Origin of the sequence: Natronomonas sp. EA1 (genome assembly GCF_051195035.1) — an archaeon.
Lineage (GTDB): Archaea > Halobacteriota > Halobacteria > Halobacteriales > Haloarculaceae > JBNTJV01.
On sequence record NZ_JBNTJV010000001.1, the window covers coordinates 723056 to 746798 of the forward strand.

Genomic DNA, 23743 nt, shown 5'->3' on the forward strand with positions numbered 1-23743 from the left:
CAGGTTTATATCGCGTAGCTGACTACGTGAGGTAGTGCGCGTGGACAGTCTGCTCTCGTTCATCCGGACGGCCGACCGCCCGGAGCGGACGCTCGCGCTCGTCAACCGGACGGTTCCACGCCCGTTCCAGACCCTGCTGGAGGAGACGTTCGAGGATCAGGGGATCGTCGTCCGGGAGGCGGCGGTCCCCGACGAGGCCGCCGACGTGCTCTACCTGCTGGACGGTGACGACCTCGTCGCCACCTCCCCGCTCTCGACGCTGCAGGAGACCGTCCTGCTCGTGAACTCCGACCTCTACATCACATCGACCCGTGGGTTCGATGACCTCGAACTCCCGGCGGTGATTGAGGAGCTCGCGGAGACCCGCTTCTCTCTTCGTGGCTACCCGGAGTCGAACAAGGAGAAGCTCCTGCTCATCGTCCTCTCGCGGTGTATCGAGCGGCTGGCGCTGGACGGCGACGGCGGGACCCTGCGTGCGTCGTTCCAGCGGCTCTCGCGGCTCCGCGACGAGCTCGGCACGCGGGAGGTGTACGAGCGGCTCGGCGAGACGAACACCGATGTCCACGTCTACGGCGTCCCCGACCGGTCGCCCGCCATCGACGCGCTCTCCGTCCACGGCGGGGAGTCGACGGAGTACCGTGACTCGTGGTTCGTCGTCTACGCCCCGGCGTCGCCGGAGGCGGAGCACGCGGCACTCGTCGCCATCGAGACAGCTCCTCGCGAGTGGGACGCCGTCTGGACCTTCGACCCGGAGACCGTCCGGGCCGTCGACGCCTACATCGCGGCGACGCTCTGAGTCTCTCCCGGCCACGGGGTACGTGGACGCGCTGCGAAAACGGTTCAGTTAGTCGACGCCGCCACTTCCTCCGCGACCACGTCGGCCGCGATGAGCTCGGGGTCGACGATGGTCGCGGCCTTCCCGCGCACGAACTCCGGGACGCTGTCCCGGGAGTAGACCAGGACGCGGAGGTCCTCCTTCAGGTCGCGCGCGACGGGAATCGAGGTCGAGAGTCCGACGTCCGTGATGATGAGGATGTCGGCCTCGAGCACCCCGGCGTCCTCGAGCGCGGGGCGGGCGCCCGTCCCCTCGACGGGGACGACCTCGACTCCCTCCTTCTCGAGGGCGTCCATGAGCCCGTCCGTGTCGGGCCCGACGAGCAGTGCTTTCATTCGTACTCGATGGTCGCGGGCGGTTTGTGCGTCACGTCGTAGGCGACGCGCGAGACGTTGTCGAGCGTGCCGGTGATGCGCGACTGGATGCGCTGGAGGGTGTCCCAGTCCAGCTGCTGTGCGCGCGCGGTCATGCCGTCGCGCGACTCGACGGACCGGACGCAGACGACCCAGCCGTGGACGCGGTTGTCACCCTTGACGCCCGTGGCCTTGCCGATGACCGCTGCAAAGGCCTGCCACGGCTCGTGTTCCGCGGTCTCCTCCTCGACGATGTGGCACGACTCGCGGGCCACCTCCACCTTCTCGGGGGTGACCTCGCCGACGACGCGGACGGCGAGCCCCGGGCCGGGGAACGGCATCCGCTCGGCGATGACGGACTCGAGGCCGAGCGCGCGGGCGACCTCGCGGACCTCGTCCTTGTAGAGGTCCCGGACGGGTTCGACGATGCCGTCGAAGTCCACGACCTCGGGCAGCCCCCCGACGTTGTGGTGGGACTTGATGTTCCCCTCCGACTCGATGCGGTCGGGGTAGATGGTCCCCTGCACGAGGTACTTCGCGTCCGTCTCCTTCGCCTCGCGCTCGAACTCACGGATGAACTGCTCGCCGATGACGTGGCGCTTCTCCTCGGGGTCCGTTACTCCTGAAAGTTCCTCGAAGAACCGCTCTTCGGCGTGGACGATCTCGAGGCCCTCGAGGAAGTCGAACGTCTCGGCGATCTCCTCGGTCTCACCCTTCCGCATCAGGCCGGTGTCGACGTAGACGGCCGTGAGCTGGTCGCCGATGGCCTCGTGGGCGAGCGCGGCCGCCACGGAGGAGTCGACGCCCCCGGACAGCGCGATGATGGCGTTCGCGTCACCGATCTGGTCTTCGATCTCTGCTTTGGCTTCGGGGATGAACGAGTCGACGTCGACCATCAGTTCCCACCCTCCGTCTCGAGGACGGCGTCGAGCAGCCCCACGAACGGCGGGGAGGCCCGGCCGGGGCGCGAGCGGAACTCGGGGTGGAACTGCGTCCCGAAGAAGTACGGGTGCTCCTCCGATGACAGTTCGAGGATCTCCATACGGTTACCAGCCGTCCCCGAGAACTTCAGCCCCGCGCTTTCCAGCTGCTCGATGTACTCGGGGTTCACCTCGTAGCGGTGGCGGTGGCGCTCGGTACAGGAGCCGCCGCCGTAGAGCGATTCGGCGATGGTGCCCGACTCGATCGCCGTCTCGTGGGCGCCGAGCCGCATCGTCCCGCCCATGTCCTCCACCTCGTACTGCTCGGGGAGGATGTCGATGACGGGGTGGGCGGTCTCCTCGTCGAGTTCGGCGGAGTTCGCTCCCTCGAGCCCGCAGACGTTGCGGGCGTACTCGACGACGGCCATCTGGAAGCCCAGACAGAGCCCGAGGAAGGGCACGTCGTGCTCGCGGGCGTAGCGGATGGCCTCGATCTTGCCTTCCGTGCCGCGCTGGCCGAATCCGCCGGGGACGACGAGGCCGTCGGCCTCCTCCAGGCGCGATGTGTGCTCGCCGTTCATCTCCTCGGTGTCGACCCACAGGACGTTCACGTCGACGCCGTGCTGGAGGCCGGCGTGTTTCAGCGCCTCGTGAACGGAGAGGTAGGCGTCCTCCAAATCGTACTTCCCGGCGAGGGCGATGTCGACCGTCCCCTGCTTCTCGCGGGTGACGAGCTCGCGCCACTCGCGGGTGCGCTCCTCGTGGGGGTCGGCCTCGTTCGCGATATCGAGGCGGTCCATGACGTAGTCGTCGAGCCCCTCCTCCTCGACCATCAGCGGGACGTGGTAGATGTCCGGCACGTCCGGGTTGGAGAAGACGGCCTCCGTGGGCACGTCACAGAACAGCGCGATCTTCTCTTTCGTCTCGGGGTCGAGTTTGTCCGCCGAGCGCCCGATGAGCACGTCGGGCTGGAGGCCGATCGAGCGCAGCTCCTTCACGCTGTGCTGGGTGGGCTTCGTCTTCTGTTCGCCGTTCTTCGAGTAGGGGACGAGCGTGACGTGCATCAACAGGAAGTCGTCGTCCTCCTCCTCGTGGGCGAACTGGCGAAGGGCTTCGAGATACGGCATCCCCTCGATGTCACCCACGGTGCCACCGACCTCGACGAGACAGACGTCGTGGCCCTCGGCGGCCTCCCGGATGCGACGCTTGATGTCGTCGGTGATGTGGGGGATGATCTGGACGGTCTTCCCCAGGTAATCGCCGGCACGCTCCTTCTGGATGACGTGCTGGTAGGTCTTCCCGGTGGTGACGTTGTGGTCGAACGTCATGTCGATGTCGAGGAACCGTTCGTAGTTCCCCAGATCGAGGTCGACCTCCCCACCGTCTTTCAGTACGTACACTTCCCCGTGCTGGTAGGGGTTCATCGTCCCCGCGTCGACGTTCAGATACGGGTCGACTTTGACGGCGGTCACGTCGAAGCCGGCGTTCTTCAGCAGCCTGCCCGTGCTGGCGGCTGTGATTCCTTTACCGAGCCCCGACATGACGCCGCCGGTGACGAAAATGAACTTCCTCCCCAGTGAGGGGTCGTAATCCGTGACGGACTCCGTCGGCATACCGACGATGTGAAGGGGGCAGTAAAAACGGTTCCGGGACGGGCGAGCCGTGGCAGAGCTTGCCGGGAGGGGGTGAACGGCACACCGTCGCCCTCGTCCGATTTTCAGCTTCGGTTACAGGTGGTCGGTGAGGAACCCCGCGACCCGGGCTGCCACTTTCGGGGCCTGGCCGACGAAGAAGTGGTCGGCGCCCATCCCCTCCACCGCGAAGCCGAGTTCGCGGGCTCGCTCGACGACCGGCTCCCAGTCGGCTGTCGAGTCGCGCTCCCCGTAGAGCACGTGGACCGGGCAGGCGATGTCCGGAAGCGCCTCCACCGCGTCCACCGCCGCGGAGATGCGCGCGGCGGGCGCGAGCGCCGACACTGCCGCGAGGTCCGGCTCCGCCGCGGCCGCACACAGCGCGAGACAGCCGCCGAAGGAGAAGCCGAACAGCCCGATAGTAGAATACTCCTCCCGCGCCCACGCGAGGGCGTTCCGCGCGTCCGCGAGCTCTCCTGGACCTGCATCCCACTCGCCGTAGTCGAACCGGAGGCAGGCGGTCCCCGACTCCCCGAGCGCGTCGCTCACGGCCTGGAGTCGGGTGTCGGTGCGCTTCCCACCCATCTGCGGATGCGGGGGGCAGGCGACGACGACGGTGTCCGATTCCGGATTGTCGAGCGAGGCCCGCACGTCGCGCGTGCCGGGGACGAGCACGTCTTCCATACCCCACCTCCCCGCTCGGCACCCAAGAACTCAGGGGTTCAGCCCGTAGAGGGCGGCCCGGACGAACACCAGGATGGGGATGATCTCGAGCCGACCGACCCACATGTTCAGGAGGAACATCGCCTCCGCGAGCCGGGGCATCGTCGGCCCCGTGATGCCCGTCGAGAGCCCGACGTTCCCCTGGGCCGAGGCGACCTCGAAGAAGGCGTCCACGAACGGCGCGCCGGTGACGTTGGTGAGGACGAGTGCCGAGGCGAACAGCACGATGAGCCAGAGCAGCGAGACGATGGCGGCCTCCGAGAACTCACGTTCCATCTCCTCGCGCGCGAGCCGTCGGTCGCCGAGGGTGGCGGTGACGACGGCCGAGGCCGGGAGGAACACCCGCGAGAACTGCCATCTGATGCCCTTCGAGACGGTGTACGCGCGGATGACCTTGATGCCGCCGACCGTAGAGCCCGCGGCCCCGCCGACGGTCATCGCCCCCGCGAGGATGAGCTTCCCGCCGTCGGACCAGCGGCCGATGGGCGAGGACTGAAAGCCCGTGCAGGTGAGCGCGGAGACGAACTGGAAGACGCCGTCCCGTGCGGCGTCGACCCGTGCGGCCGAGACGCCCGTCACCTCGACGAACGTGCCGAGGGTGCCGAGCCGGGCGGCGAAAAGGAGGTTCTGCGCGACGAGGAGCACGGAGCCGACGAGAAGCAGGACGAACAGCCACCGGGTTTGCAGGTCCGACACGAGCGGCCGGAGGTCGCGGTTCTTCAGGATGCCGTAGTGAACCGGGAACGCGATGGCCCCGAGAGTCATGACCGGGAGGAGGACGCCCTCGATGAGCGGCGAATTGTACGTCTCGATGGAGTTGTCCGTGACCGAAAACCCACCCGTCGAGAGGCCGGTCATGGCGTGGTTGACAGCCTGCCACGCCGCCTCGCCCACGGGGAGGTCGGGCGCGCTAGCGACGATGGCCCCGAAGAGGAGCACCACCGCGAACACGGTGTACCCGACGAAGATCTTCCACACCGTCCGCACGGTGGAGACGACGCTCGGGTGGATGCGTTCCTCGCGCGTCTCCGAGCGGTAGAGCGCGTACGAGCCCGAGCCGGGCCGCGCGAGGATGGAGACGGTGAGGACGATGACGCCCACGCCGCCGACCCACTGGATGAACGAGCGCCACCACTGCACCGCGTGTGGGAGCGAGGGCTCGTGGACCGCCATCGTGAGCCCCGACCCGGTCCACCCACTCATCGACTCGAACAGGGCGTGGAGGGGGTCGCGGAAGTAGACGAGCGAGGAGCGAGAGGTCACACCCCAGACCGTGACGGGGTCCCACGAGGCCCCCGCGGGGACGAACGCGGCCATCGCCGCGGTGGGGGTGAGATGGGCGGCCAGAAGCAGGGGGAGCGCACCGAACAGCGCCGTCGTGAACCATCCGCCCGCGGCGATGACCATCCCGTGTTTCATCCGGGGGGCGGGCGCGTCGGCGAACGCCCGACGGGCGAGCAGTCCTGCGCCCGCGGTCACGCCCGCGGCGAGCGCGAACGCGAGTGCGGGGTACCACTCCGCGAAGCCGAGGGCGACGAGCGTCGTGACACTCATCAACACCGACTGCATCGCCACCAGCGAGCCGACGTCCCGGAGGATGGTCGCGAGGTCGGCAGGAACGCCTCGAACCGTTTCGCGGCGCATCGTTCAGTCGTGGTCCTCGTGGTGCCCGAACACGTCGGTCACGTCCGGGGTCGCCCCTTCGGCCGCGTAGACCGTGAGGAGGTCTGCCTCGTGGATGACGGTGTTTCCGCGCGGCGTGATCGGTGGCCCGTCCCCGTCACGTTCGATGGCGACGATGAGGAGGTCCTCGGGAAGCAGCCCCTCGCGGTCCGCGTCGGCGATGGTCTTGCCCGCGATGGGTGCCTCCTTCCCGACGACGATCTCGAACACCTCGGCCTCCTCGCCGACGCGCATGTAGTCGACGATGGAGGGGCGTTTCACCGCGCGATAGAGGTACTCCGCGATGAGCCGCTGGGGGTTCTCCATCGTGTTCACGCCGATGCGCTCGAACAGCGCCATGTGCTGGGGGTCGTGGACGACGCTCACGATGTCCGGCACCTCGAGCTCCTGTGCGAGCAGACAGACCATGATGTTCGTCGCGTCCCGGTCGGTCGTCGAGAGCAGGGCGTCCGCCCGGTCCGCACCGGCGTCGACGAGCGTCTCTTTCACCGTCGCGTCGGCGTTGATGACCAGGCAGTCGAAGGCGCTCGCGGCCTGCTCGGCCTTCTCGGGGTCCCGCTCGACGACGACCACCTCGTTGCCACCAGCTGTCGCGATCTCGATGAGCGGGGTCCCGATGTCGCCCGCACCGACGATGACGATGTACATCTGTCGGGCGTTCTCCGGGATGGTGGGAAAAGCTACCGACCCGTCCACGAAGGTCAGTCGACGACGGAGACGGCGAGATCGTAGCCATCGCCGAGCGAGAAGAGGTCCTCGAAGACGGCATCGATGAACCCCGCGAGGTGGTTCGCGTCGGCCTTCGCGGAGACGAACGTGACGCCCTCGGATGCCTTTCTGGTCTCGGGCTGTTTCACCTTGAACACGGGATGCTCCGCGAGGAACGGCTCGACCGTCTCGACGGGGGCCGGGACCCGGAGCACGCTGTTCGAGAACTCCAGCGTCTCCCCGCCGGCCTCGATGCGGAGTGTCTCGGTCTCGCCCCGGTGTGCGTGGAGGGCGCGGACGAGCGTCACCCGGCGCTCTCGTGAGTCCATTGGCCGATGATTCACGGGAAGGAGAAAGAAGCTACCGACGTGCGAACCCCGTCACCCACCCCTCGTCGTCCGTCTCCAACTCCTCGACGGTGAACCCGGCCTCCCGCAGGTGGTCCTCCATCGCCGCGGCCGTGTGGAACCGGAAGTAGCGACCTGCCTCCCCCTCGTGCTGGACGACCCGCTCGTCGTGCTCCTCGTCCCGGCCGCGCTGGACGGAGACGAAGAGGACTCCACCAGGCGAGAGGAGGTCGTGGAACGCGGCGAGGGTGTCCGTGAGGTCCGCCACCGGCAGGTGGAGCAGCGAGGCACACGCCCAGATGCCGTCGAACCTCCTCTCGCGGAAGGGGAGCGCCCGGAGGTCACCCTGCACCAGCTCGGCCGCACACTCGTCGCGGGCGATGTGAAGGGGTGCACGGGCGAAGTCGACCCCCACCACGTCACATCCCCGGGCGGCGAGCATCGCGGCGTCCCGACCGGGGCCACAGCCGGCATCGAGGACGCGCGGCTCCGGTGGCAGGCGGCCGCAGAACGCTTCGATCGCGGGAACGAGCGCGGTGAGGTCCTTCGTCCGGTCGTGGTACGCCTCCGCGATGGCCTCGTACGTACGGCGGGTGCGTTCGACGGGGTCCATGGGCGGTAAGCTCGGCGTGATTGTATAACTCTTTTAGGCGGCCGGGAGAACGACCGCTGTAATGAGCCAGCCACACATCCTGCTGCTCGGGCCGCCGGGGGCAGGGAAGGGGACGCAGTCGAAGCGTATCGCCGACCGGTTCGACGTGGAACACGTCACCACGGGCGACGCGCTCCGCGCGAACAAGGACATGGACATCTCCGATCTCGACCTGGAGCACGACACGCCGCGCGAGTACATGGAAGCCGGCGAGCTCGTGCCCGACGCCGTCGTCAACGAGATCGTGAAGACCGCCCTGGAGAACGCGGACGGCTACGTCCTCGACGGCTACCCGCGCAACCTCGACCAGGCGGAGTATCTCGACTCCATCACGGAGCTCGATGTCGTCGCGTCGCTCGATGTCTCCACGGAGGAGCTGGTCGACCGCCTCACGGGCCGGCGCGTCTGTGACGACTGTGGCGCGAACTACCACGTCGAGTTCGCCCCGCCCGAAGCGGACGGTGTCTGTGACGACTGTGGCGGCGAGCTGGTCCAGCGCGAGGACGACACCGAGGAGACCGTCCGCGAGCGGCTCCGCGTCTTCGAGGAGAACACCCAACCCGTCATCGACTTCTACGAGGGCGAGGAGGCGTTCGTCACCATCGACGGCGAACAGACGCCCGACGAGGTGTGGGCGGATCTCGAAGCCGCCATCGAGAAGCGCGTCTGAGCGGCCCTCTCGCCTTCTCTCACCGGTCGTCCGCTGGTGGTTCGAGATACGTCCCCAGCTCGTCGACGACGGTCCGGACGAACGACTCGTCGAGTCGGCCCTGCCGGCGAACGAGCGCGGCGTGTTTCGGTGAGGCGACCGCCCACGGAGAGGCGTAGCTCTGGCGAGGCATCCCGCCTTCGATCCAGTCTGCCTCCTCGATCGGCACGGTCCCGTCGTGCGGTGTCGTCGTCAGCGTGACCGTCATGTACTGTTCATCGCCGAAGGGGTGGGATCCGTTGTTCAGGATAAGCCACGGACGGGGGTTCTCCCCGGATTTGAACGGGTCCGGTCCCCAGACGACATCGCCCCGCCGGTAGCTCATTCGCCGTCCTCGTCGACGGCGTGTTCCAGCCACTCCTCCATGTCCTCCTCGCCGAAGCGCTCGTTCGCCGCCCGCGTGCTCTCCGAGAGGCTGGTGTAGGCTGCGATGTCGGCGTCCGTTCCGAGTGCCCAGTAGTTCCCCTTGTGACGGACGAGCCCCCGGTCCTCGAGCCGGGAGAGGACGACGCTGATGCTCCCGGCTTTCACGCCAGTCGCGTCCCGGATCTCGCTCTGCGTGAACGCCTGGTCCGGGTTCGAAGCGAGGAACCGCATGACGCGTTCGGCGTTCGTCTCGCCGTTCTTCTGCAGGCGCTCCGGCGAGGACGATTCGAACGTGTCGATGTCGATGGGCATATGTATTTGTTGTATTCCACTGTATTTAGTGTATTTGCAGTATCCGACAGGATACAGCGCCGTTCCTCCACGGATAATCACGACACAGCGAGTCGAGTGAAAGACTCATATAGTCGCTTCCCCCAGCGCGGAGTAGCAACCATGTACGGCGATTTCGAGAACGGCGACGAGGCACCCGGCGACGAGGTCCGACGCATCATCGAGGAGGCCGACGGGCTCTCCACGCGCGGCGTGGCGACGACGCTCGGGATGCCGGAACACGAGGCCGAGGAGGTCATCGAGGAGCTCTCCGCGAGCGGCGAGATCGAGCGGGACGGCGACGGCCTGTGGGTCGCGCCCGGTGCGGGCGGCCCGGACGACCCCTACATCTTCTGAGTGGACGACCCTCGGCCTGCGGCTTTTTGTCCGCGCCCGTCGTCGCCCCGGCTATGACACCGAGCGCGGGCGAGACCCACGCCTTCGACCGCACGTTCACGAAGGCCGACGTCAGGCAGTTCACGGAGCTCTCGGGCGACGCGGGCGACCACCACGTCGAGGAGAACGCCGACGGACAACTGCTCGTCCAGGGGCTGCTCACGGCGACGCTCCCCACGAAGGTCGGCGGCGAGTTCGACGTACTCGCGCGCCGGATGACGTTCCACTTCCGGCGGCCCGTCTGGACCGGGGAGGAGGTCCACTCGGAGGTGACGTTCGAGACGGTCGCGGAGCGGCCGGACGGGAACCTCGAGGTCGAGGCGGTGTTCGACTGCACGCGCGAGAGCGAGCCCGTGTTGCAGGGGACCTTCGAGGGGCTCATCCGACAGTAAAACGTTGATAAGCCACCCCGGGCTAGAGGGGCGTAATGGTACGTACCGCACAACGGGTCGAGGACCTCGTCAGCGAGGACCCGGCCATGGCCGACGCGCTGGAGGTCGTCCTCGACCGGTCCGAGGACGGCACCGTCGCCTGGGCCGATGTCTCCGACTCCCTCACCAGTGGGCAGTGGGGCCGGCTCATCGAGAAAGGCCTCCTGGAAGACGACGGCGGGGAGGGGTTCCGCGTCACGGACCCCGACGCCGTCCGCGAGGGGCTCGAATCGGACGTGGAATCGCCCGAGATCGACGAGGACTCCTCGTGGTCGAAGTACGACAAGCTGGCCGCACTCGGCGCGGTCGGGCTGTTCGCGGGCTACTCCGTGGCGAGCGTCCGCAACGCCATCGGCCGGACCATCGACATCTTCCTCGGACCGGTCGACGCGATGCTCCCCTTCTACGCCGTCGTCCTCGTCCTCGCGCTCTTTACGGGGCTCTACTCCACCATCCTCCAGTCGAACCTGATGGACATGGAGAAGATGGGGAAGTACCAGGAGCAGATGAAGGAAATCCAACAGCGCCGCAAGGACGCCCAGGAGCGCGGCGACGACGACGAGTTGGAGAAGATTCAGGAGGAGCAGATGGAGGCGATGGGCGACCAGATGGGGATGTTCAAAGAGCAGTTCCGCCCGATGGTGTGGATCATGCTGCTCACCATCCCGGTGTTCCTCTGGATGTACTGGATGATCCTCACCCGGACGCCGACCCCGGAGTCGTTCACCATGCCGCTCGTCGGCACCGTCACGTGGACGGAAGGCGTGCTCGGCCCGCTGCAGGCGTGGATCCTCTGGTACTTCGTCTGCTCGATGGGCTTCACCCAGATCATCCGGAAGGCGCTGCACATCCAGACGACTCCGTCGACGTAACGCCAGCCCCGGCATCGCGCCGGTGGGGCGTGTCCCTCGGCCACACACCCCCGCAAAAGGGTAATCCATTTTAACGGCCCCGCCGGAGTGATTACATGCTGATTACCATCTCGGGCCCGGCGGGCTCCGGCAAATCTACCGCGGCCGCCAAGCTCGCGGACCTCCTCGGCTACGAGCACGTCAGCGGCGGCGACATCTTCCGTGAGCTCGCCGCGGAGCGGGGGCTCACCCCCCTCGAACTGAACAAGCTCGCCGAAGAGGAGGACGACATCGACCGCGATCTCGACCGACGGCTCCGGAAGATCGCCGCGGAGTCGGACGATCTCGTCCTCGAATCCCGGCTCGCGGGCTGGATGGCCGGTGAACACGCCGACTTCCGCATCTGGCTTGACGCCCCGCTGTCCGTCCGGGCGAAGCGCATCTCCGAGCGCGAGGAGAAGTCCGAGGAGCTGGCGCGCAAGGAGACGAAGGCCCGCTCCGAGAGCGAGGCGCACCGCTATCAGGACTACTACGGCATAGATATCTACGACCTCTCCATCTACGACCTCGTCCTCAACACGGCACGGCTGGACCCCGACGGCGTCGTCGAGGCCATCGGTACCGTCGTCGAGGCGTACAATCCCGAGGGCGACGAGGGGAAAACGCCCGTCACCGTCGATTACGACTTCTGATGCGTCCCGCTCCCGCCGACCGCACGGTCGAGGAGGTGCTCTCCTTCGGGGTGGTGAACCTCGACAAGCCGCCCGGCCCCTCGGCACACCAGGTCGCCGGCTGGCTCCGCGATATGACCGACGTCGAGCGAGCGGCCCACTCCGGCACCCTCGACCCCAAGGTCACGGGCTGTCTCCCCGTCCTCCTCGGGGACGCGACCCGTGCGGCTCAGATCTTCGACGACGCGGTGAAGGAGTACGTCACCGTCTTCGAGGCCCACGGCCGCATCCCGGACGACTTCCCCGCCATCGCCGCGGAGTTCGAGACGGAGATCTACCAGAAACCACCCCGGAAGAGCGCGGTCTCGCGCCGCCTCCGCTCACGGCGCATCCACGCCATCGACATCCTCGAAACGGAGGCGCGTCGCGCCCTCCTCCGCATCCGGTGTGAGTCCGGCACCTACATCCGGAAGCTGTGTCACGATTTGGGGCTCGCGCTCGGGACGGGCGCGCACATGGGTGCGCTCCGGCGCACGGCCACGGGCGGCTACACGGACGCGAGCATGGTCACGATGCACGACGTGGCCGACGCGCTCGCCGAGTACCGGGAGGAAGGGGACGACGCGTGGCTCCGTGAGGTCGTCGCCCCGGCCGAAGAAGCCCTCGACGCGCTCGACCTCCCGCACGTCGTCATCGCGCCCAGCGCGGCCGAACAGGTCGCGGAGGGCGCGCCCGTCTACGCCCCCGGCGTCATCGACTGCGAGGGCGAGCGCGGCGAGCAGGTGGCCTGTTACACGCCGAACGGCGCGGCCGTCTGTCTGGGGACGCTCGTCGGTGATCCCGAGGAAGAAGCGGCGACGGTCGTCGACCTCGACCGCGTGCTCGTTTAGTCGTCCGCGGCCGCGGCCCGTTCGGGCCCGTTCGTCATCTCCACCGACCCCGTGAGTTCGCGGTAGGGGTACGGCATCTCGATCTCCTCGGCGTCACACCGCTCTTTCACGGCCTGGACGTACTCCGAGCGGGTCTTCACGAAGTCAGCGCGACTCGGCTCGTCGATCCAGATGCGCGACTGGAGCCCGACGTAGGAGTCGGCGAGCTCCGTCACGCGCACCGACGGCGCGGGGTCGTCGAGGATGCCGTCGTGCTTCTCCGCCTCCTCGACGATGACCGCCTTCGCGTGGTCGAGGTCGTCGTCGTAGCCCACGCCGAAGGTGAACGTCACGCGGAGTTTGTCCTTCGCGACCGGGTTCGTGAGCGCCGTGTTCGCGATCTCGCTGTTCGGGACGGTGATGAGTTCGTTGTCGAACGTCCGCACGCGCGAGACGCGGAAGCTGATGTCCTCGATGACGCCCGACTTGCCGTTCCACTCGATCCAGTCACCGATCTTCACCTTCGGGTCCGAGATGAGGAACACCCCGGCGACGACGTTGCCGATGAGGTCCTGCGCCGCGAACCCGATGGCGAGCGTGAGCGCCGCGGCCACCGTCGCGAAGGAGGCCAAGAGGCTCCCGAAGCCGGCGACCGCCATCGCCACGGCCAAGGCGACGAACAGCACCGCCGCCCGGACCACCTTCATCCCGGGCTGGACGATCGTCCGGTCGATGCCGCGGGCTTCGAGCACCCGACGAACGACCGGAACGGCCACCGCCTTCCCGACGACGTACACCACCGCCAGCGTGATGACGAACGCGGCGAGGTCCGTCGCGAACTCGATCGAGTTCGGCAAGAGCTGTGTTCTCACGTACTCGTCTATCCGACCGACGATGCCGGTCTGCAGGAGCATCTCACCTCGGCAAACTCACGCCTGCTAAAAAATTCTGGTGGCTCTCAGAGGACACATCCCCACGCCGAAACGAAGCCCTTATCCACCCATCCGCCATCGGTTAGAATGCAGTACGCGACTGGGACCGTGGGGTAGTGGTATCCTCTGCGGATGGGGTCCGTAGGACCTGAGTTCGACTCTCAGCGGTCCCACTTTCTGCGGAGCAGAAATGGAAGCACGGAGCCGCGCGCAGCGGCCCCCGTTGCCGTCTACGGAATGGCACTCGAGCGACCTCTTGCCAGCCACGTTTTTTGTACTCGCCGCGTGACCGTCAGGTATGCCCGGCCCCGTATTCCTCGATGGCGACCGCGTGACGCTGCGTCCCGCGACGGAGGCAGACACCTCGTTTCTGCTCCGTGAGTGGAACAACCCGGCCGTGCGCGCCAGCCGTTCGGACCTCTACCCCCGTGACCGCGGCGATCTCGAGGCGTATCTCGGCGGCCGGTTCGGCCGCGAGAGCCGATCGCTCGCCCTGCTCATCTGCCACAACGGCGACGCGGTGGGGCTCGCCATCCTCTCACGGGAGCAGCCGAACGACGTCTCGTTCCGACGCGGCGAACTCGCCTTCTGGGTCGCCCGCGAGGAGTGGGACAACGGCTACGCCACGGCGGGCTCGCGGCTGCTGCTCTCGCACGCGTTCGGTCGGCTCGGTCTCCACAAGGTGACCGCGGCGGCCTTCGAGAGCAACGGTGGCTCGCTTCGCGTCCTGGAGAAACTGGGGTTCACGGAGGAGGGTCGCCACCGGGAGGAGGCGCTCAACGGCGGCGAGTGGGAGGATTTCGTCCGGTTCGGGCTGCTCGAAGACGAGTGGTTCGGGCGGGAGTAGAAACCGAGCGTCCGTTCAGTCGTTCCGCTTCACGCCGGGGTTCGTCACCGCCCCGTTAGCCGCGGAGTCGAACAGCATCCCGTACTTCGCGAGGACGCCGGAGTCGTAGGCCGGTTCGGGCTGTTCCCAGTCCGCGAGTCTGGCGTCGAGCTCCTCGTCGGAGAGGTCGACCTCCAGCGTCCGGTTCGGGATATCGACCGTGATCTCGTCACCCTCCTCCAGCGCGGCGATGGGGCCGCCCACGAACGCTTCGGGGGCGACGTGGCCGATCATGGGGCCACGCGTGCCACCCGAGAACCGACCGTCGGTGAGCAGCGCCACGTCGTCCTCGTGGCCCGCACCGACGACGGCGGCGGTGACACCGAGCATCTCGCGCATCCCGGGGCCGCCTTTCGGCCCCTCGTTCCGGATGACGATGACGTCGCCGGACTCGATGTGTCCCTCCTGGACGTAGGCCATCGCGTCCTCCTCGTTCTCGAAGATTCGCGCCGGCCCCTCGTGGTGGAACTTGTCGTCGCCGGTGACCTTCAGCACCGCGCCGTCGGGCGCGAGGTTCCCCTTCAGGATCTTGATGGCGCCTTCGGCCTGCTTGGGCTCGTCGACGGTGTAGAGGAAGTCCGCGTCGATATCCTCGTCCGCGGGGAGGTCGAGTTCCGCGAGTTCCTCCGCGATGGTGCGACCGGTGACGGTCATCGCGTCGCCGTGGATGAGCCCGGCGTCGAGCAGGCGACGGATGACGACCGGCACCCCACCGATCTCGTGGAGGTCGTTCATGACGCTCTGGCCGCCGGGCTGGAGGTCGGCGATCTTCGGCGTTCGCCTGGAGATCTCGTCGAAGTCGTCGATGTCGAGGTCGATGCCGGCCTCGGCGGCGAGCGCGAGGAGATGGAGGACCCCGTTCGTCGAACCGCCGATGGCGGTCTGGACGGCGATGGCGTTCTCGAAGCTCTCGCGTGAGAGGATGTCGGAGGGTTTGCGGTCCGCCTCGACCACCTCGAGGGCGAGTTCGCCGGCGCGTTCGGCCACCTCGTAGCGCTCGGGGTGTTCGGCCGGGGCGCTCGCGGAGCCGAGCGGCGCCATGCCGAGCGCCTCGGAGATGGAGGCCATCGTGTTCGCGGTGAACATCCCGCCACACGACCCCGCGCCGGGGCAGGCGTGGCGCTCTAAGTCGTCCAGCTCCTCGGCGGACATCTCGCCCTGCGCGTAGGCGCCGACGCCCTCGAACACCTGGACGATGGTCACGTCGCGGCCGTCGTGCTGGCCGGGCATGATGGAGCCGCCGTAGAGGAAGACGCTCGGGAGGTCCGTGCGGATGGCGGCCATCAGCATCCCGGGGAGGTTCTTGTCACAGCCGGCGACGGTGACGAGCGCGTCCATGCGCTCGCCGAAGGCGACCAGTTCGACGGAGTCGGCGATGACCTCCCGGGAGATGAGGGAGGCTTTCATCCCCTCCGTCCCCATCGAGATGGCGTCGGAGATGGTGATGGTGCCGAACTCGATGGGCATGCCGCCCGCGGCGTCGACGCCGTCGAGGGCGGCGCCCGCCACGTCGTCGAGGTGGACGTTACACGGCGTGATGTCGGCCGCGGGGTTGGCGATGCCGACCATCGGCGAGGAGAGGTCCTCGTCGTCGAACCCCATCGCGCGGAACATCGCGCGGTGGGGGGCACGCTCCGGCCCCTCGGTGACTTCCCGGGACCGGAGCGTCTCGTCTTTCTCCCGTTTCGGGGATTCCTGCTGGCTCATACTCGCCGCTGGACCCGGAGCGGCTTAACTCCCGTCCTCCGGACAGACGTTGCAGTCAGATGGTGCCGGTGGCGAAAGCGAATTACTCCTCTCGCCCCCAGACGAACCGATGGCACGGGTCTCGGCCGGCGCACGGCTCCACTTCGGCTTTCAGAACCTCTCGCTCGCGCACGAGCGCCTCTACGGCGGCGTGGGCGTCGCGCTCTCGGAGCCGCGCGTGACCGTCACGGCCGAGGCCCACGACGAACTCGACTGCCCGGACGAGCTCGTCGCCGAGTACGCGTCTCGAGCGTGTGCCCTCCTCGACGTGGAGGGTGCACTCGTCCGCGTGGAGGAGACGCTGCCACGGCACACGGGGCTCGGCTCTGGCACCCAGCTCGCGCTCGCGACGCTCACGGCGATCGCGGACGCACACGGGGTCGCGGTCGACGTGCGCGAACACGCCCCCGCGCTCGGTCGCGGCGGCCGGTCGGGGGTCGGCGTCGCGGGCTTCGAGGCCGGGGGGTTCGTCGTGGACGCCGGCCACCCCGTCGAGCAGTTCACCACCCAGACCCCGGCCGTCGGCGAGTGGACCGTCCCCCCCGTCGTCGCCCGCCACACCCTCCCCGGGGACTGGCGGTTCGTCCTCGTCGTCCCGGACGCACCCTCGGGACGGAGCGGGAACGCGGAGGACGAGAGCATGCGCGCCGTGGTCGAACGGGCCGACCCCGCCCTCGGCGACGAACTCGCGGGCATCCTCTCGCGACGCATCCTCCCCGCCGTCGCCGAGGGTGACCTCGCGGAGTTCGGGGCGGCCGTGAGCGCGTTCGGGCGGCTCAACGGCGCGTGGTACGCCGACGAGCAGGGCGGGGTGTATCGCCCCCCGGCAGGCGAGCTGGTCAACGCCCTCTCGTCGTCGCCAGCCGTGGTCGGCGTGGGCCAGTCATCGTGGGGCCCGGCGGTGTTCGGTGTGACCGACGCGGCTCGCGCGGACGCGGCCCGAGCGGCCGGCCGGGAGGCGCTCGACCGCGCGAACGTGTCGGGTGACGTGCTCGTCGTCTCCTCCGCCGAGCGGGGTGCTGTCCGTGCGCCCGATTTTAAATAGCATCCGTCACAAGAACGGGTATGCAGCGCATCCCGTTCGGTATCCGCCGCCTCGACACCACCATCAGTGGCGGTGCCCCCTCGGGGAGCGTCGTCCTCCTGTCCGGCGAGGCCGGGGCCGGGTCCCGCGAGTTCATGTACACCACCGCCGTGATGAACGCGCTCGCCACCGCCGACGAGGAGCTGTTCGACCTCTACTACGGCGACATCGACGAGGGGACGACCGTCCCGCCCGAGGTCCACTACGTCTCGTTTACGGCCGACCGCAAGCAGGTCCGCCAGGAGATGGAACACGCCCTCGACCCCGAACTGGTGGACGCCTCGATGGACGCGGTCACCTTCCACGACCTCTCCCCGGAGTACTTCCGGCTCTCACCGGTCCCGCGGAACTGGTACTCCGAGCGCACGGCGACGATCACCGACCTCGGTGCGGACGACGACCGGACGAGCGTCCCCGAAGCACTCGGCGACCGGCTGTCCGAACACGCGGAGGGGAACCTCGTCGTCATCGACTCGCTCACGGACCTCATCAGCGCGGCCGAGGACGACCTCTCGTGGAACGAGATCCCCCAACTGCTGAAGGGAATCTCCCGGGCTGCCCACCGGTGGGGCGGGCTCATCCTCATCCGCGTGAACCACGAGACGCTCACGGCGGAACAGCACGGCCAGCTCGTCGATAGCGCTGCGGGCACGCTCATGTTCGAGTGGGAGTCCGGCGGCTCCACCCGCGCCCGGACCCTCGTCGTCAGGCAGTTCCGCGGCGTCCTCTCGCGCATCGAGGAGGAGAACATCGTCCGCTTCGAGACCGAGATCGGCGACGCCGGCTTCGACATCAGCGACGTGCGGAAGATCCGGTGAATCCTGTTGTTTCCGGGCGAACTCTTAACTGCTATCCGGCGTTACGATGGGGTAGAATGGCAAGCGAGTCTCAAGACGGGGGGAGGTTGTCAGAGCCGTTGCCTGATGACCTCACACGGTGGCTCGACGAGCGTGCCGAAGAACAGGGGGTGAGCCGGGAGACGTTCGTACAGCGCCTCGTGAACGCGTATCGGCTCGCGACCGAATCGGACGCGTCACTCGCCGATACCGACGACATCGAGGCCGTCGTCGAAGCGGTGGTCGAGGCCCGCCAGCAGCCGTCGGAGGAGGCGCTTGCCGATCTCAAAGCGGATATCGAGGCGGATACGGAGAACAAACTCGACGACGTCCGCCGACGCGTCCTCCAGGTGAAAGAGGAGGCGGAGAGCCGTGCCCCGGCGGACCACGACCACGAGGAGTTCGCGCAACTCGACGACCTCGAACGCTCCGTCGCGGAGTTCCGCGAGGAGTTCGAGGACTTCCGCGACACCGTCGTCGCACACGACGACCGGCTCGACGACACCGAGGAGGCGATGGCGGACCTCGACGGGAAGCTCACGCGCGTCGCCCACGCCGTCGTCCAGCTCCGGTCGTCCGGCTCCGAAGACGGGACGCTCGACCGGCTGAAACACGAAGCCGCCATCGAAGGCGTCGACCAGGCGAACTGCGGCGCGTGCGGTGAGTCCGTGAACATCGCCCTCCTCACGGAGCCCGCTTGCCCGCACTGCGATACGCAGGTCCGGGGGGTCGAACCGGCCAGCGGCTTCTTCGGGAAGCCACGCCTCACGGGCGACCGGAGCGAGGACGATGAGTGAACAGGACCGGGAGGACACCGCGGACAGCGTGGACCCGCTGGACGAACTCGACGATGTGGAAGTCGAGTCTGACCCCTTCACCGACCTCGGCGAGGTCACTCCCGACGACGACCCGTTCGAGGACCTCTCCACGGAGACGCCGGACGAGGCCGACCTCTCGACGCTCCTCGAGGGACCCCCCGAAGAGGAGGACGACGGGCTCATCGCCCCCGCGCTCGACGAGGACATCGAGGTCGTCAACGGCGAGGCGGTCGTCCCGAAGCGCCGCTACTGCGAGCAGTGTGAACACTTCTCCGCGCCTCCGGACGCCACCTGCACCTACGAGGGGAGCGAGGTGCGCGAACTCGTCGACATGAACCACTTCCGCGTCTACCGATGCCCGGTCGTCGCCAGGCGGCTCGGCCTCCGCGGCTACGACGACTGATTTTTTGGCCTCGACCCCGGAGCACGAGTATGCAGTTCTGCGACGACTGTGGGTCGATGATGCACTCGGACGGCGACGAGATGGTCTGTAAATCCTGTGGCAACCGCGTCGCGAAGGACAGGGACCTGAGCGAGCAGTACACCTCCACCGAGGAGCAGGCCGGCGACGAGCTCATCGAGACGGAGGAGGGCGCGGAGTTCGAGGGCAAACCCACCACGGAGGACGTGAAATGCGAGGAGTGCGGCACCCGGAAGGCGTGGTACACCATCAAGCAGACCGGGAGCGCGGACGAACCCCCGACCCGCTTTTTCAAATGTACGGAGTGCGGCTACAGATGGAGAGGCTACAACTGAACGTATAGCCGGCCAAGCTAGGTGTTTCGATAGCCGGCAGAAGTGGCCATTGGCGGGATGTCCGAGCGAGGTCCTCCGGACGCGAGCACCGCGAGCGTCCGGCCTTTTTGGTGAAGATTTTTCGAGGAGCGGTTCCCGCAGCGAGCGAAGCGAGAGAGGAAACCCGACGAAGAAAAAGGTTCAGGGGAAGAGACCGCGCATCTCGTGCGCGTGACCGACCCGTTCGAGGGCAACCGCATACGCCGCGGTCCGGAGGTCCGGACACTCACGCGCGGTGTAGGTGTCGAGCATCTCGTCGAAGGCGCGGGTGAGTCGGCCTTCGAGGTCCTCGTTCACCTGCTTGAGGTCCCAGGAGTACTGCTGGCTGTTCTGGACCCACTCCAGATAGGAGACGATGACGCCGCCGGCGTTCGCGAGGATGTCGGGGACGACGGGGATGTCGCGTTCGAGGAGGATCTCGTCGGCGGCGACGGTGGTGGGGCCGTTGGCGGCCTCGACGACGAGGCTGGCCTCGGTCTCCCGCGCCACGTCCTCGGTGATGACGTTCTCGATGGCGGCGGGGATGAGCGCGTCCACGTCGAGCCGGAGGAGCTCGTCGTTGGAGATGCGAGTGACGCCCGCCTCGTAGCCGTCGAGGGTGGCGTTCTTCGCGACGTGCTGTTCGACGGCCATGACGTCGAGGCCGTCGGGGTCGTAAATTCCTCCAGAAACGTCGGAGACGGCGACGACGGTGGCACCCATGTTCGAGAGCAGGCGGGCGGTGACGGAGCCGACGTTCCCGAAGCCCTGGACGGCGACGGTGGCGTCCTCGAGGTCGCGGTCGAGGTACTCGAACATGCGCTCGGTGGTGATGGCGACGCCGCGGCCGGTCGCTTCGAGTCGGCCCGCGGTGCCGCCGACCTCGATGGGCTTGCCGGTGACCACGTCGGGGATGACGTAGCCGCCGTACATCGAGTAGGTGTCCATGATCCACGCCATCGTCTGCTGGTCCGTGTTGATGTCGGGGGCGGGGACGTCGATGTCCGGGCCGATCATCCGGCGGATCCCCTCGGTGTAGCGGCGGGTGAGGCGTTCGACCTCGCGGTCGGACATCTCCTTGGGGTTGCAGACGACGCCACCCTTGGCACCGCCGTAGGGGAGGTCCACGAGCGCGGTCTTCCAGGTCATCCACCCGGAGAGCGCCGTCACCTCGTCCATCGAGACGCCCGGATGGTAGCGAATGCCGCCCTTGTAGGGGCCGCGTGCGGAGTCGAACTGGCAGCGGTAGCCCTCGAACACCTGGACGGAGCCGTCGTCCATCTCGACGGGGAGGCTCACCTTCAGGGTCCGCTCGGGGTGTTTGAGCCGCTCGAACACACCGGGGTCGATGTCGATGTACGGTTCGGCGTTCTCCATCTGCGCCAGCATGTTCTGCAGCGCGTCGTCAGCCATGCAGCCAACGCGGTCCCCCTCCGGTTTAAATCGTGCTAGTTCGCTCGGGTAGAGACAATACTTGCCACGGCAACCACGCGCACTCCCTATCGGGCAACCGCGCCTTTCAAACGCTCCCCCGACAGAGAGCCGATAATGGACGACCACGAGTACGAAGCCCCCGACCGGGAGGAGTTCACGGAGAACCCGCTCGGACACACGCGGGTCCACGCGGGGATGACCGTCGGCGAGCTGGTGGAGGAGTACGGCCACGCCGGCATCGGTGCGGAGTCGGTCCACGAGTCGGCCGACATCCTCGCGGAGATGCTCGGCGACGAGGACTGCACCGTCTTCCTCTCCGTCGCGGGCGCGATGGTCCCGACGGGGATGCGCCGCGTCATCTCCGATCTCGTGCGCGACGGCTACGTCGACGCGCTCGTCACGACCGGTGCGAACCTCACTCACGACACCATCGAGGCCATCGGCGGGAAGCACCACCACGGCCACGAGGGGCACGAGGGGAAGACCACGCGCGAACACGACGAGACGCTCCGCGACGAGGAAGTGGACCGAATCTACAACGTCTATCTCCCGCAGGAGTACTTCGCGGACTTCGAGTCACACCTCCGTGAGGAGGTGTTTCCGGTCCTCGAGGAGGCGGGAACCGTCACCATCGAACGGCTCTGTCGGGAGCTGGGGCGGGCGAACGCCGAGGTGAATGAAAAGCAGGAGATCGAGGAAGACGCGGGGCTCGCCGCCGCGTGCTACGAGGCCGACGTGCCCATCTACTGCCCCGCGGTGCAGGACTCCGTGCTTGGCCTGCAGGCGTGGATGTACTCCCAGACCTCCGCGTTCGCGCTCGACGCGCTCGGGGATATGACCCCGCTCACGGATTTGGCGTTCGAATCCGAGACCGCGGGCTGTTTCCTCATCGGCGGTGGCGTCCCGAAGAACTTCACCCTCCAGACGATGCTCGTCGTGCCCAAGTCGTACGACTACGCGGTGCAGGTGACGATGGACCCCGACTACACCGGGGGACTCTCCGGCGCGACCCTCGACGAGGCGCGCTCGTGGGGGAAACTGGAGAAGGACGCCCGCAACGCGACGGTCCAGGGCGACGCCACGGTCTTCCTCCCGCTGCTCGTCGCCGCGGCCCGCGAGCGACTGGAGGGCTGACCCCGACCGAAACCCCGATATAGCCCCCCCGGCTTGTGGGGCTCACACGTGCGACGCCCTCACAGCTTCGGTCTCCTCGTCGGTCTCGCGGTCTACGCCTACGCCCTGTTCCGTGGAGCCGCGACGCTCTCTCAGACGGTCACCTTGACGGTGCTCCTCTCCCAACTGCTCGTCTTCTTCGCCGTCCCGTTCGCGCTCGGCTACGCCGTCACCCGGCTCTCCGACTCGGGGCTCCGGACCCCCTCGCTCGCGCTCGTCGCGGCCCTCGCGTTCGTCCTCGTCGCCAGCCCGCCACCGGAACGGCTCGACCTCTTCATCCTCGGTACCGTCGCCGTGGTTCTCGCCGTTGCGGGCGCGGAGGGGACGATCACCCGACTGCGGGACCGTCGATGATTCTCAACTGTGAGAATTGGGGGGATACGTTCATACGCTTCCCTCACCCATCTCCGATGTCGATCCGCTGCGTGTGGCGGATGGCACCGTATCATGAGCGCCTCGAACACCAGAACCCCCTCGAACGCCGACGTCCCCCACTTCGACCTCGTCTGTGCCCTCGACGACACGGACTCCCCCACCGAGGTCACGGTGTTCGCTCGGGACTCACTCGAGACGCTCGCGACCGAATGGATCACCATCGACGTGGACCACGCGGTCCCCGTCGACGAGATCAGGTAATCACCCCCGTGGACTTCCCCCCCGAAGCCACAACCGCTTTCTTTCGCAGTCCACTACCACTGAGCGGCCGATGACGAGAGCTCTGGGCCGAACCGGACTCGGCACCCGGTGATGAGGAACCCTATGAGTGCCGAGGCCAGCTTTCTGCCGTGCGACTCAGACTAACCGAGGGGACCCGTTCGACGCTACTCTTCAGCCAGCTCTTCACCCGCCAGATCCCCGTCGCCGCCCCCACGCTCACCCAGCTCCTGATCGATCATCAGGAGCCCGGGGCCGTCGTCGCCGACGTGCTTCAGCTTGTCCAGGATGGCCTGGGCCGTCGCCTCTTCTTCGACCTGTTCCGCGACGAACCACTGGAGCATGTTCTCGGTCGCATTGTCGTTCTCCGCCCGGGCGAGCGCGACGAGGTCGTCGATCCTCTCGCTGATCGCGACCTCGTGCTCGTAGGCCGTCCGGAACGCGTCACTCGGGTCGGCCCACTCCGTGGGTGGATCGTCGAGTCCCGCCAGGGTCACCCGGCCGTCGCGCTCGTTGACGTAGTCGTAGATCCGCATCGCGTGGGCGTGTTCCTCTTCCGCCTGGGCGCGCATCCACGACGCGAAGCCTGGGAGGCCCTCGTCCTCGTAGTAGGCCGCCATGGAGAGGTAGACGTACTCCGAGTAGAGTTCCGCGTTGATCTGCTCGTTCAGGGCGTCTTCGACTGGTTCCTTGAGCATACACGTGGCTATACTCTCGGAGCATGCATCATCATTGGGGTCGTCTAGGTCGACGCACGCACGCAGATGCTGTTCGTCGGGTCTCGAAGGACCTCCGGCTGGATGAACGGGACACACGGCACCCGGTCCGCCTCGTCGTTGTCCCTCGCTGTGGTGCTCGTTCGGTGTGAGGAAGAACTACACGCCGCGGTCCGGCCAGTCCATGACGCCAGGGCAGTCTCAGAGATGTCGAG

General features: G+C 67.6%; 30 protein-coding genes and 1 tRNA gene. 17 read left to right on the forward strand and 14 right to left on the reverse strand.

Annotated elements, in window-relative coordinates; genetic code table 11:
- Positions 1-34 precede the first annotated feature (34 nt).
- Complete coding sequence (locus ACQUQR_RS03945) at positions 35-796, forward strand: DICT sensory domain-containing protein (RefSeq protein WP_435194900.1); 762 nt, start codon at positions 35-37, stop codon at positions 794-796.
- A 44-nt stretch (positions 797-840) separates the two neighbouring features.
- Here ACQUQR_RS03945 and ACQUQR_RS03950 read toward each other — a convergent pair whose 3' ends face one another.
- From ACQUQR_RS03950 to ACQUQR_RS03985, 8 genes are all read right to left on the reverse strand, one after another.
- The gene (locus tag ACQUQR_RS03950; RefSeq protein WP_435194902.1) at positions 841-1170 is read right to left on the reverse strand and encodes a DUF7126 family protein; all 330 of its coding nucleotides are present in this window, start codon (positions 1168-1170) and stop codon (positions 841-843) included.
- Positions 1167-2084 (reverse strand): glutamine-hydrolyzing GMP synthase, encoded by a 918-nt coding sequence (gene guaA / locus ACQUQR_RS03955; protein ID WP_435194903.1) that lies wholly within the window; start codon positions 2082-2084, stop codon positions 1167-1169. Before guaA ends, ACQUQR_RS03950 begins: the two co-directional genes overlap by 4 nt.
- Positions 2084-3721 carry a CTP synthase gene (locus ACQUQR_RS03960; RefSeq protein ID WP_435194904.1) on the reverse strand — a complete coding sequence of 546 codons (1638 nt, stop codon included), beginning with the start codon at positions 3719-3721 and terminating at the stop codon, positions 2084-2086. Before ACQUQR_RS03960 ends, guaA begins: the two co-directional genes overlap by 1 nt.
- A gap of 114 nt (positions 3722-3835) precedes the next feature.
- Positions 3836-4423: a dienelactone hydrolase family protein gene (locus ACQUQR_RS03965; protein ID WP_435194906.1), complete on the reverse strand. Its 588-nt coding sequence runs from the start codon at positions 4421-4423 to the stop codon at positions 3836-3838.
- Positions 4424-4453: 30 nt separating this feature from the next.
- Complete coding sequence (locus ACQUQR_RS03970; RefSeq protein WP_435194907.1) at positions 4454-6106, reverse strand: TrkH family potassium uptake protein; 1653 nt, start codon at positions 6104-6106, stop codon at positions 4454-4456.
- Between the two features lie 3 nt (positions 6107-6109).
- Positions 6110-6793, reverse strand: a complete 684-nt coding sequence (locus ACQUQR_RS03975; protein WP_435194909.1) for a potassium channel family protein — start codon at positions 6791-6793, stop codon at positions 6110-6112.
- A 53-nt stretch (positions 6794-6846) separates the two neighbouring features.
- A complete protein-coding gene (locus ACQUQR_RS03980) occupies positions 6847-7182 on the reverse strand; it encodes a hypothetical protein (protein ID WP_435194911.1) in 336 nt (111 codons plus the stop codon).
- A gap of 31 nt (positions 7183-7213) precedes the next feature.
- Positions 7214-7813: a class I SAM-dependent methyltransferase gene (locus ACQUQR_RS03985; protein ID WP_435194913.1), complete on the reverse strand. Its 600-nt coding sequence runs from the start codon at positions 7811-7813 to the stop codon at positions 7214-7216.
- 61 nt (positions 7814-7874) lie between these two features.
- Here ACQUQR_RS03985 and ACQUQR_RS03990 point away from each other — a divergent pair, with 61 nt between their 5' ends.
- Positions 7875-8522, forward strand: coding sequence for an adenylate kinase (locus ACQUQR_RS03990; RefSeq protein ID WP_435194915.1), 648 nt, complete (start codon positions 7875-7877; stop codon positions 8520-8522).
- Positions 8523-8541: 19 nt separating this feature from the next.
- On the opposite strand, the gene ACQUQR_RS03995 is transcribed toward ACQUQR_RS03990, so the two are convergent.
- Positions 8542-8886 carry a type II toxin-antitoxin system PemK/MazF family toxin gene (locus tag ACQUQR_RS03995; RefSeq protein WP_435194916.1) on the reverse strand — a complete coding sequence of 115 codons (345 nt, stop codon included), beginning with the start codon at positions 8884-8886 and terminating at the stop codon, positions 8542-8544.
- On the reverse strand, positions 8883-9239 hold the full coding sequence (locus tag ACQUQR_RS04000) for a MarR family transcriptional regulator (protein ID WP_435194918.1): 357 nt from the start codon (positions 9237-9239) through the stop codon (positions 8883-8885). The genes ACQUQR_RS03995 and ACQUQR_RS04000 overlap by 4 nt, the downstream gene beginning before the upstream one ends.
- A gap of 141 nt (positions 9240-9380) precedes the next feature.
- Here ACQUQR_RS04000 and ACQUQR_RS04005 point away from each other — a divergent pair, with 141 nt between their 5' ends.
- The 5 genes from ACQUQR_RS04005 (at position 9381) to ACQUQR_RS04025 (ending at position 12496) form a co-directional block, all read left to right on the forward strand.
- Positions 9381-9614: a hypothetical protein gene (locus tag ACQUQR_RS04005; protein ID WP_435194920.1), complete on the forward strand. Its 234-nt coding sequence runs from the start codon at positions 9381-9383 to the stop codon at positions 9612-9614.
- A gap of 53 nt (positions 9615-9667) precedes the next feature.
- Complete coding sequence (locus tag ACQUQR_RS04010; protein ID WP_435194922.1) at positions 9668-10045, forward strand: dehydratase; 378 nt, start codon at positions 9668-9670, stop codon at positions 10043-10045.
- 35 nt (positions 10046-10080) lie between these two features.
- Entirely contained in the window at positions 10081-10956 is an 876-nt protein-coding gene (locus tag ACQUQR_RS04015) for a DUF106 domain-containing protein (protein ID WP_435194923.1), read from the forward strand.
- A 95-nt stretch (positions 10957-11051) separates the two neighbouring features.
- A complete protein-coding gene (gene cmk, locus ACQUQR_RS04020; protein WP_435194924.1) occupies positions 11052-11627 on the forward strand; it encodes a (d)CMP kinase in 576 nt (191 codons plus the stop codon).
- Positions 11627-12496: an RNA-guided pseudouridylation complex pseudouridine synthase subunit Cbf5 gene (locus ACQUQR_RS04025; RefSeq protein WP_435194926.1), complete on the forward strand. Its 870-nt coding sequence runs from the start codon at positions 11627-11629 to the stop codon at positions 12494-12496. Before cmk ends, ACQUQR_RS04025 begins: the two co-directional genes overlap by 1 nt.
- Here ACQUQR_RS04025 and ACQUQR_RS04030 read toward each other — a convergent pair.
- Positions 12493-13389, reverse strand: coding sequence for a mechanosensitive ion channel family protein (locus ACQUQR_RS04030; RefSeq protein WP_435194927.1), 897 nt, complete (start codon positions 13387-13389; stop codon positions 12493-12495). The genes ACQUQR_RS04025 and ACQUQR_RS04030 overlap by 4 nt on opposite strands.
- A gap of 120 nt (positions 13390-13509) precedes the next feature.
- Between ACQUQR_RS04030 and ACQUQR_RS04035 the strand changes: the two genes are divergently transcribed.
- Positions 13510-13580 (forward strand) — tRNA-Pro (locus tag ACQUQR_RS04035).
- A 125-nt stretch (positions 13581-13705) separates the two neighbouring features.
- On the forward strand, positions 13706-14254 hold the full coding sequence (locus ACQUQR_RS04040; RefSeq protein WP_435194929.1) for a GNAT family N-acetyltransferase: 549 nt from the start codon (positions 13706-13708) through the stop codon (positions 14252-14254).
- Between the two features lie 15 nt (positions 14255-14269).
- On the opposite strand, the gene ilvD is transcribed toward ACQUQR_RS04040, so the two are convergent.
- Positions 14270-16000 carry a dihydroxy-acid dehydratase gene (gene ilvD / locus ACQUQR_RS04045; protein WP_435194930.1) on the reverse strand — a complete coding sequence of 577 codons (1731 nt, stop codon included), beginning with the start codon at positions 15998-16000 and terminating at the stop codon, positions 14270-14272.
- A 109-nt stretch (positions 16001-16109) separates the two neighbouring features.
- Here ilvD and ACQUQR_RS04050 point away from each other — a divergent pair, with 109 nt between their 5' ends.
- From ACQUQR_RS04050 to ACQUQR_RS04070, 5 genes are read left to right on the forward strand one after another with little or no spacing between them, the layout of a single operon-like run.
- Positions 16110-17084 carry a beta-ribofuranosylaminobenzene 5'-phosphate synthase family protein gene (locus ACQUQR_RS04050; protein ID WP_435194931.1) on the forward strand — a complete coding sequence of 325 codons (975 nt, stop codon included), beginning with the start codon at positions 16110-16112 and terminating at the stop codon, positions 17082-17084.
- A gap of 20 nt (positions 17085-17104) precedes the next feature.
- Positions 17105-17941, forward strand: coding sequence for an RAD55 family ATPase (locus ACQUQR_RS04055; protein WP_435194933.1), 837 nt, complete (start codon positions 17105-17107; stop codon positions 17939-17941).
- Between the two features lie 56 nt (positions 17942-17997).
- Positions 17998-18756 (forward strand): hypothetical protein, encoded by a 759-nt coding sequence (locus ACQUQR_RS04060; RefSeq protein WP_435194935.1) that lies wholly within the window; start codon positions 17998-18000, stop codon positions 18754-18756.
- Positions 18749-19180, forward strand: a complete 432-nt coding sequence (locus tag ACQUQR_RS04065; protein WP_435194936.1) for a hypothetical protein — start codon at positions 18749-18751, stop codon at positions 19178-19180. Before ACQUQR_RS04060 ends, ACQUQR_RS04065 begins: the two co-directional genes overlap by 8 nt.
- Positions 19181-19209: 29 nt before the next feature.
- Entirely contained in the window at positions 19210-19533 is a 324-nt protein-coding gene (locus ACQUQR_RS04070) for a transcription factor S (protein WP_435194938.1), read from the forward strand.
- A gap of 180 nt (positions 19534-19713) precedes the next feature.
- On the opposite strand, the gene ACQUQR_RS04075 is transcribed toward ACQUQR_RS04070, so the two are convergent.
- Positions 19714-20964: a Glu/Leu/Phe/Val family dehydrogenase gene (locus ACQUQR_RS04075; protein ID WP_435194940.1), complete on the reverse strand. Its 1251-nt coding sequence runs from the start codon at positions 20962-20964 to the stop codon at positions 19714-19716.
- Positions 20965-21099: 135 nt separating this feature from the next.
- On the opposite strand from ACQUQR_RS04075, the gene ACQUQR_RS04080 reads away from it, so the two are divergent.
- The 3 genes from ACQUQR_RS04080 to ACQUQR_RS04090 all read left to right on the forward strand — a co-directional run bounded on the left by ACQUQR_RS04080 (position 21100) and on the right by ACQUQR_RS04090 (position 22794).
- Complete coding sequence (locus ACQUQR_RS04080) at positions 21100-22119, forward strand: deoxyhypusine synthase (protein WP_435194942.1); 1020 nt, start codon at positions 21100-21102, stop codon at positions 22117-22119.
- Positions 22120-22167: 48 nt separating this feature from the next.
- Positions 22168-22512 (forward strand): hypothetical protein, encoded by a 345-nt coding sequence (locus ACQUQR_RS04085; protein ID WP_435194944.1) that lies wholly within the window; start codon positions 22168-22170, stop codon positions 22510-22512.
- A gap of 93 nt (positions 22513-22605) precedes the next feature.
- Positions 22606-22794, forward strand: a complete 189-nt coding sequence (locus tag ACQUQR_RS04090) for a hypothetical protein (RefSeq protein WP_435194946.1) — start codon at positions 22606-22608, stop codon at positions 22792-22794.
- A gap of 185 nt (positions 22795-22979) precedes the next feature.
- Here the strand turns inward: ACQUQR_RS04090 and ACQUQR_RS04095 are convergent, their stop codons facing one another.
- Positions 22980-23510: a ferritin gene (locus ACQUQR_RS04095; RefSeq protein WP_435194947.1), complete on the reverse strand. Its 531-nt coding sequence runs from the start codon at positions 23508-23510 to the stop codon at positions 22980-22982.
- Between the last annotated feature and the right edge of the window lie 233 nt (positions 23511-23743).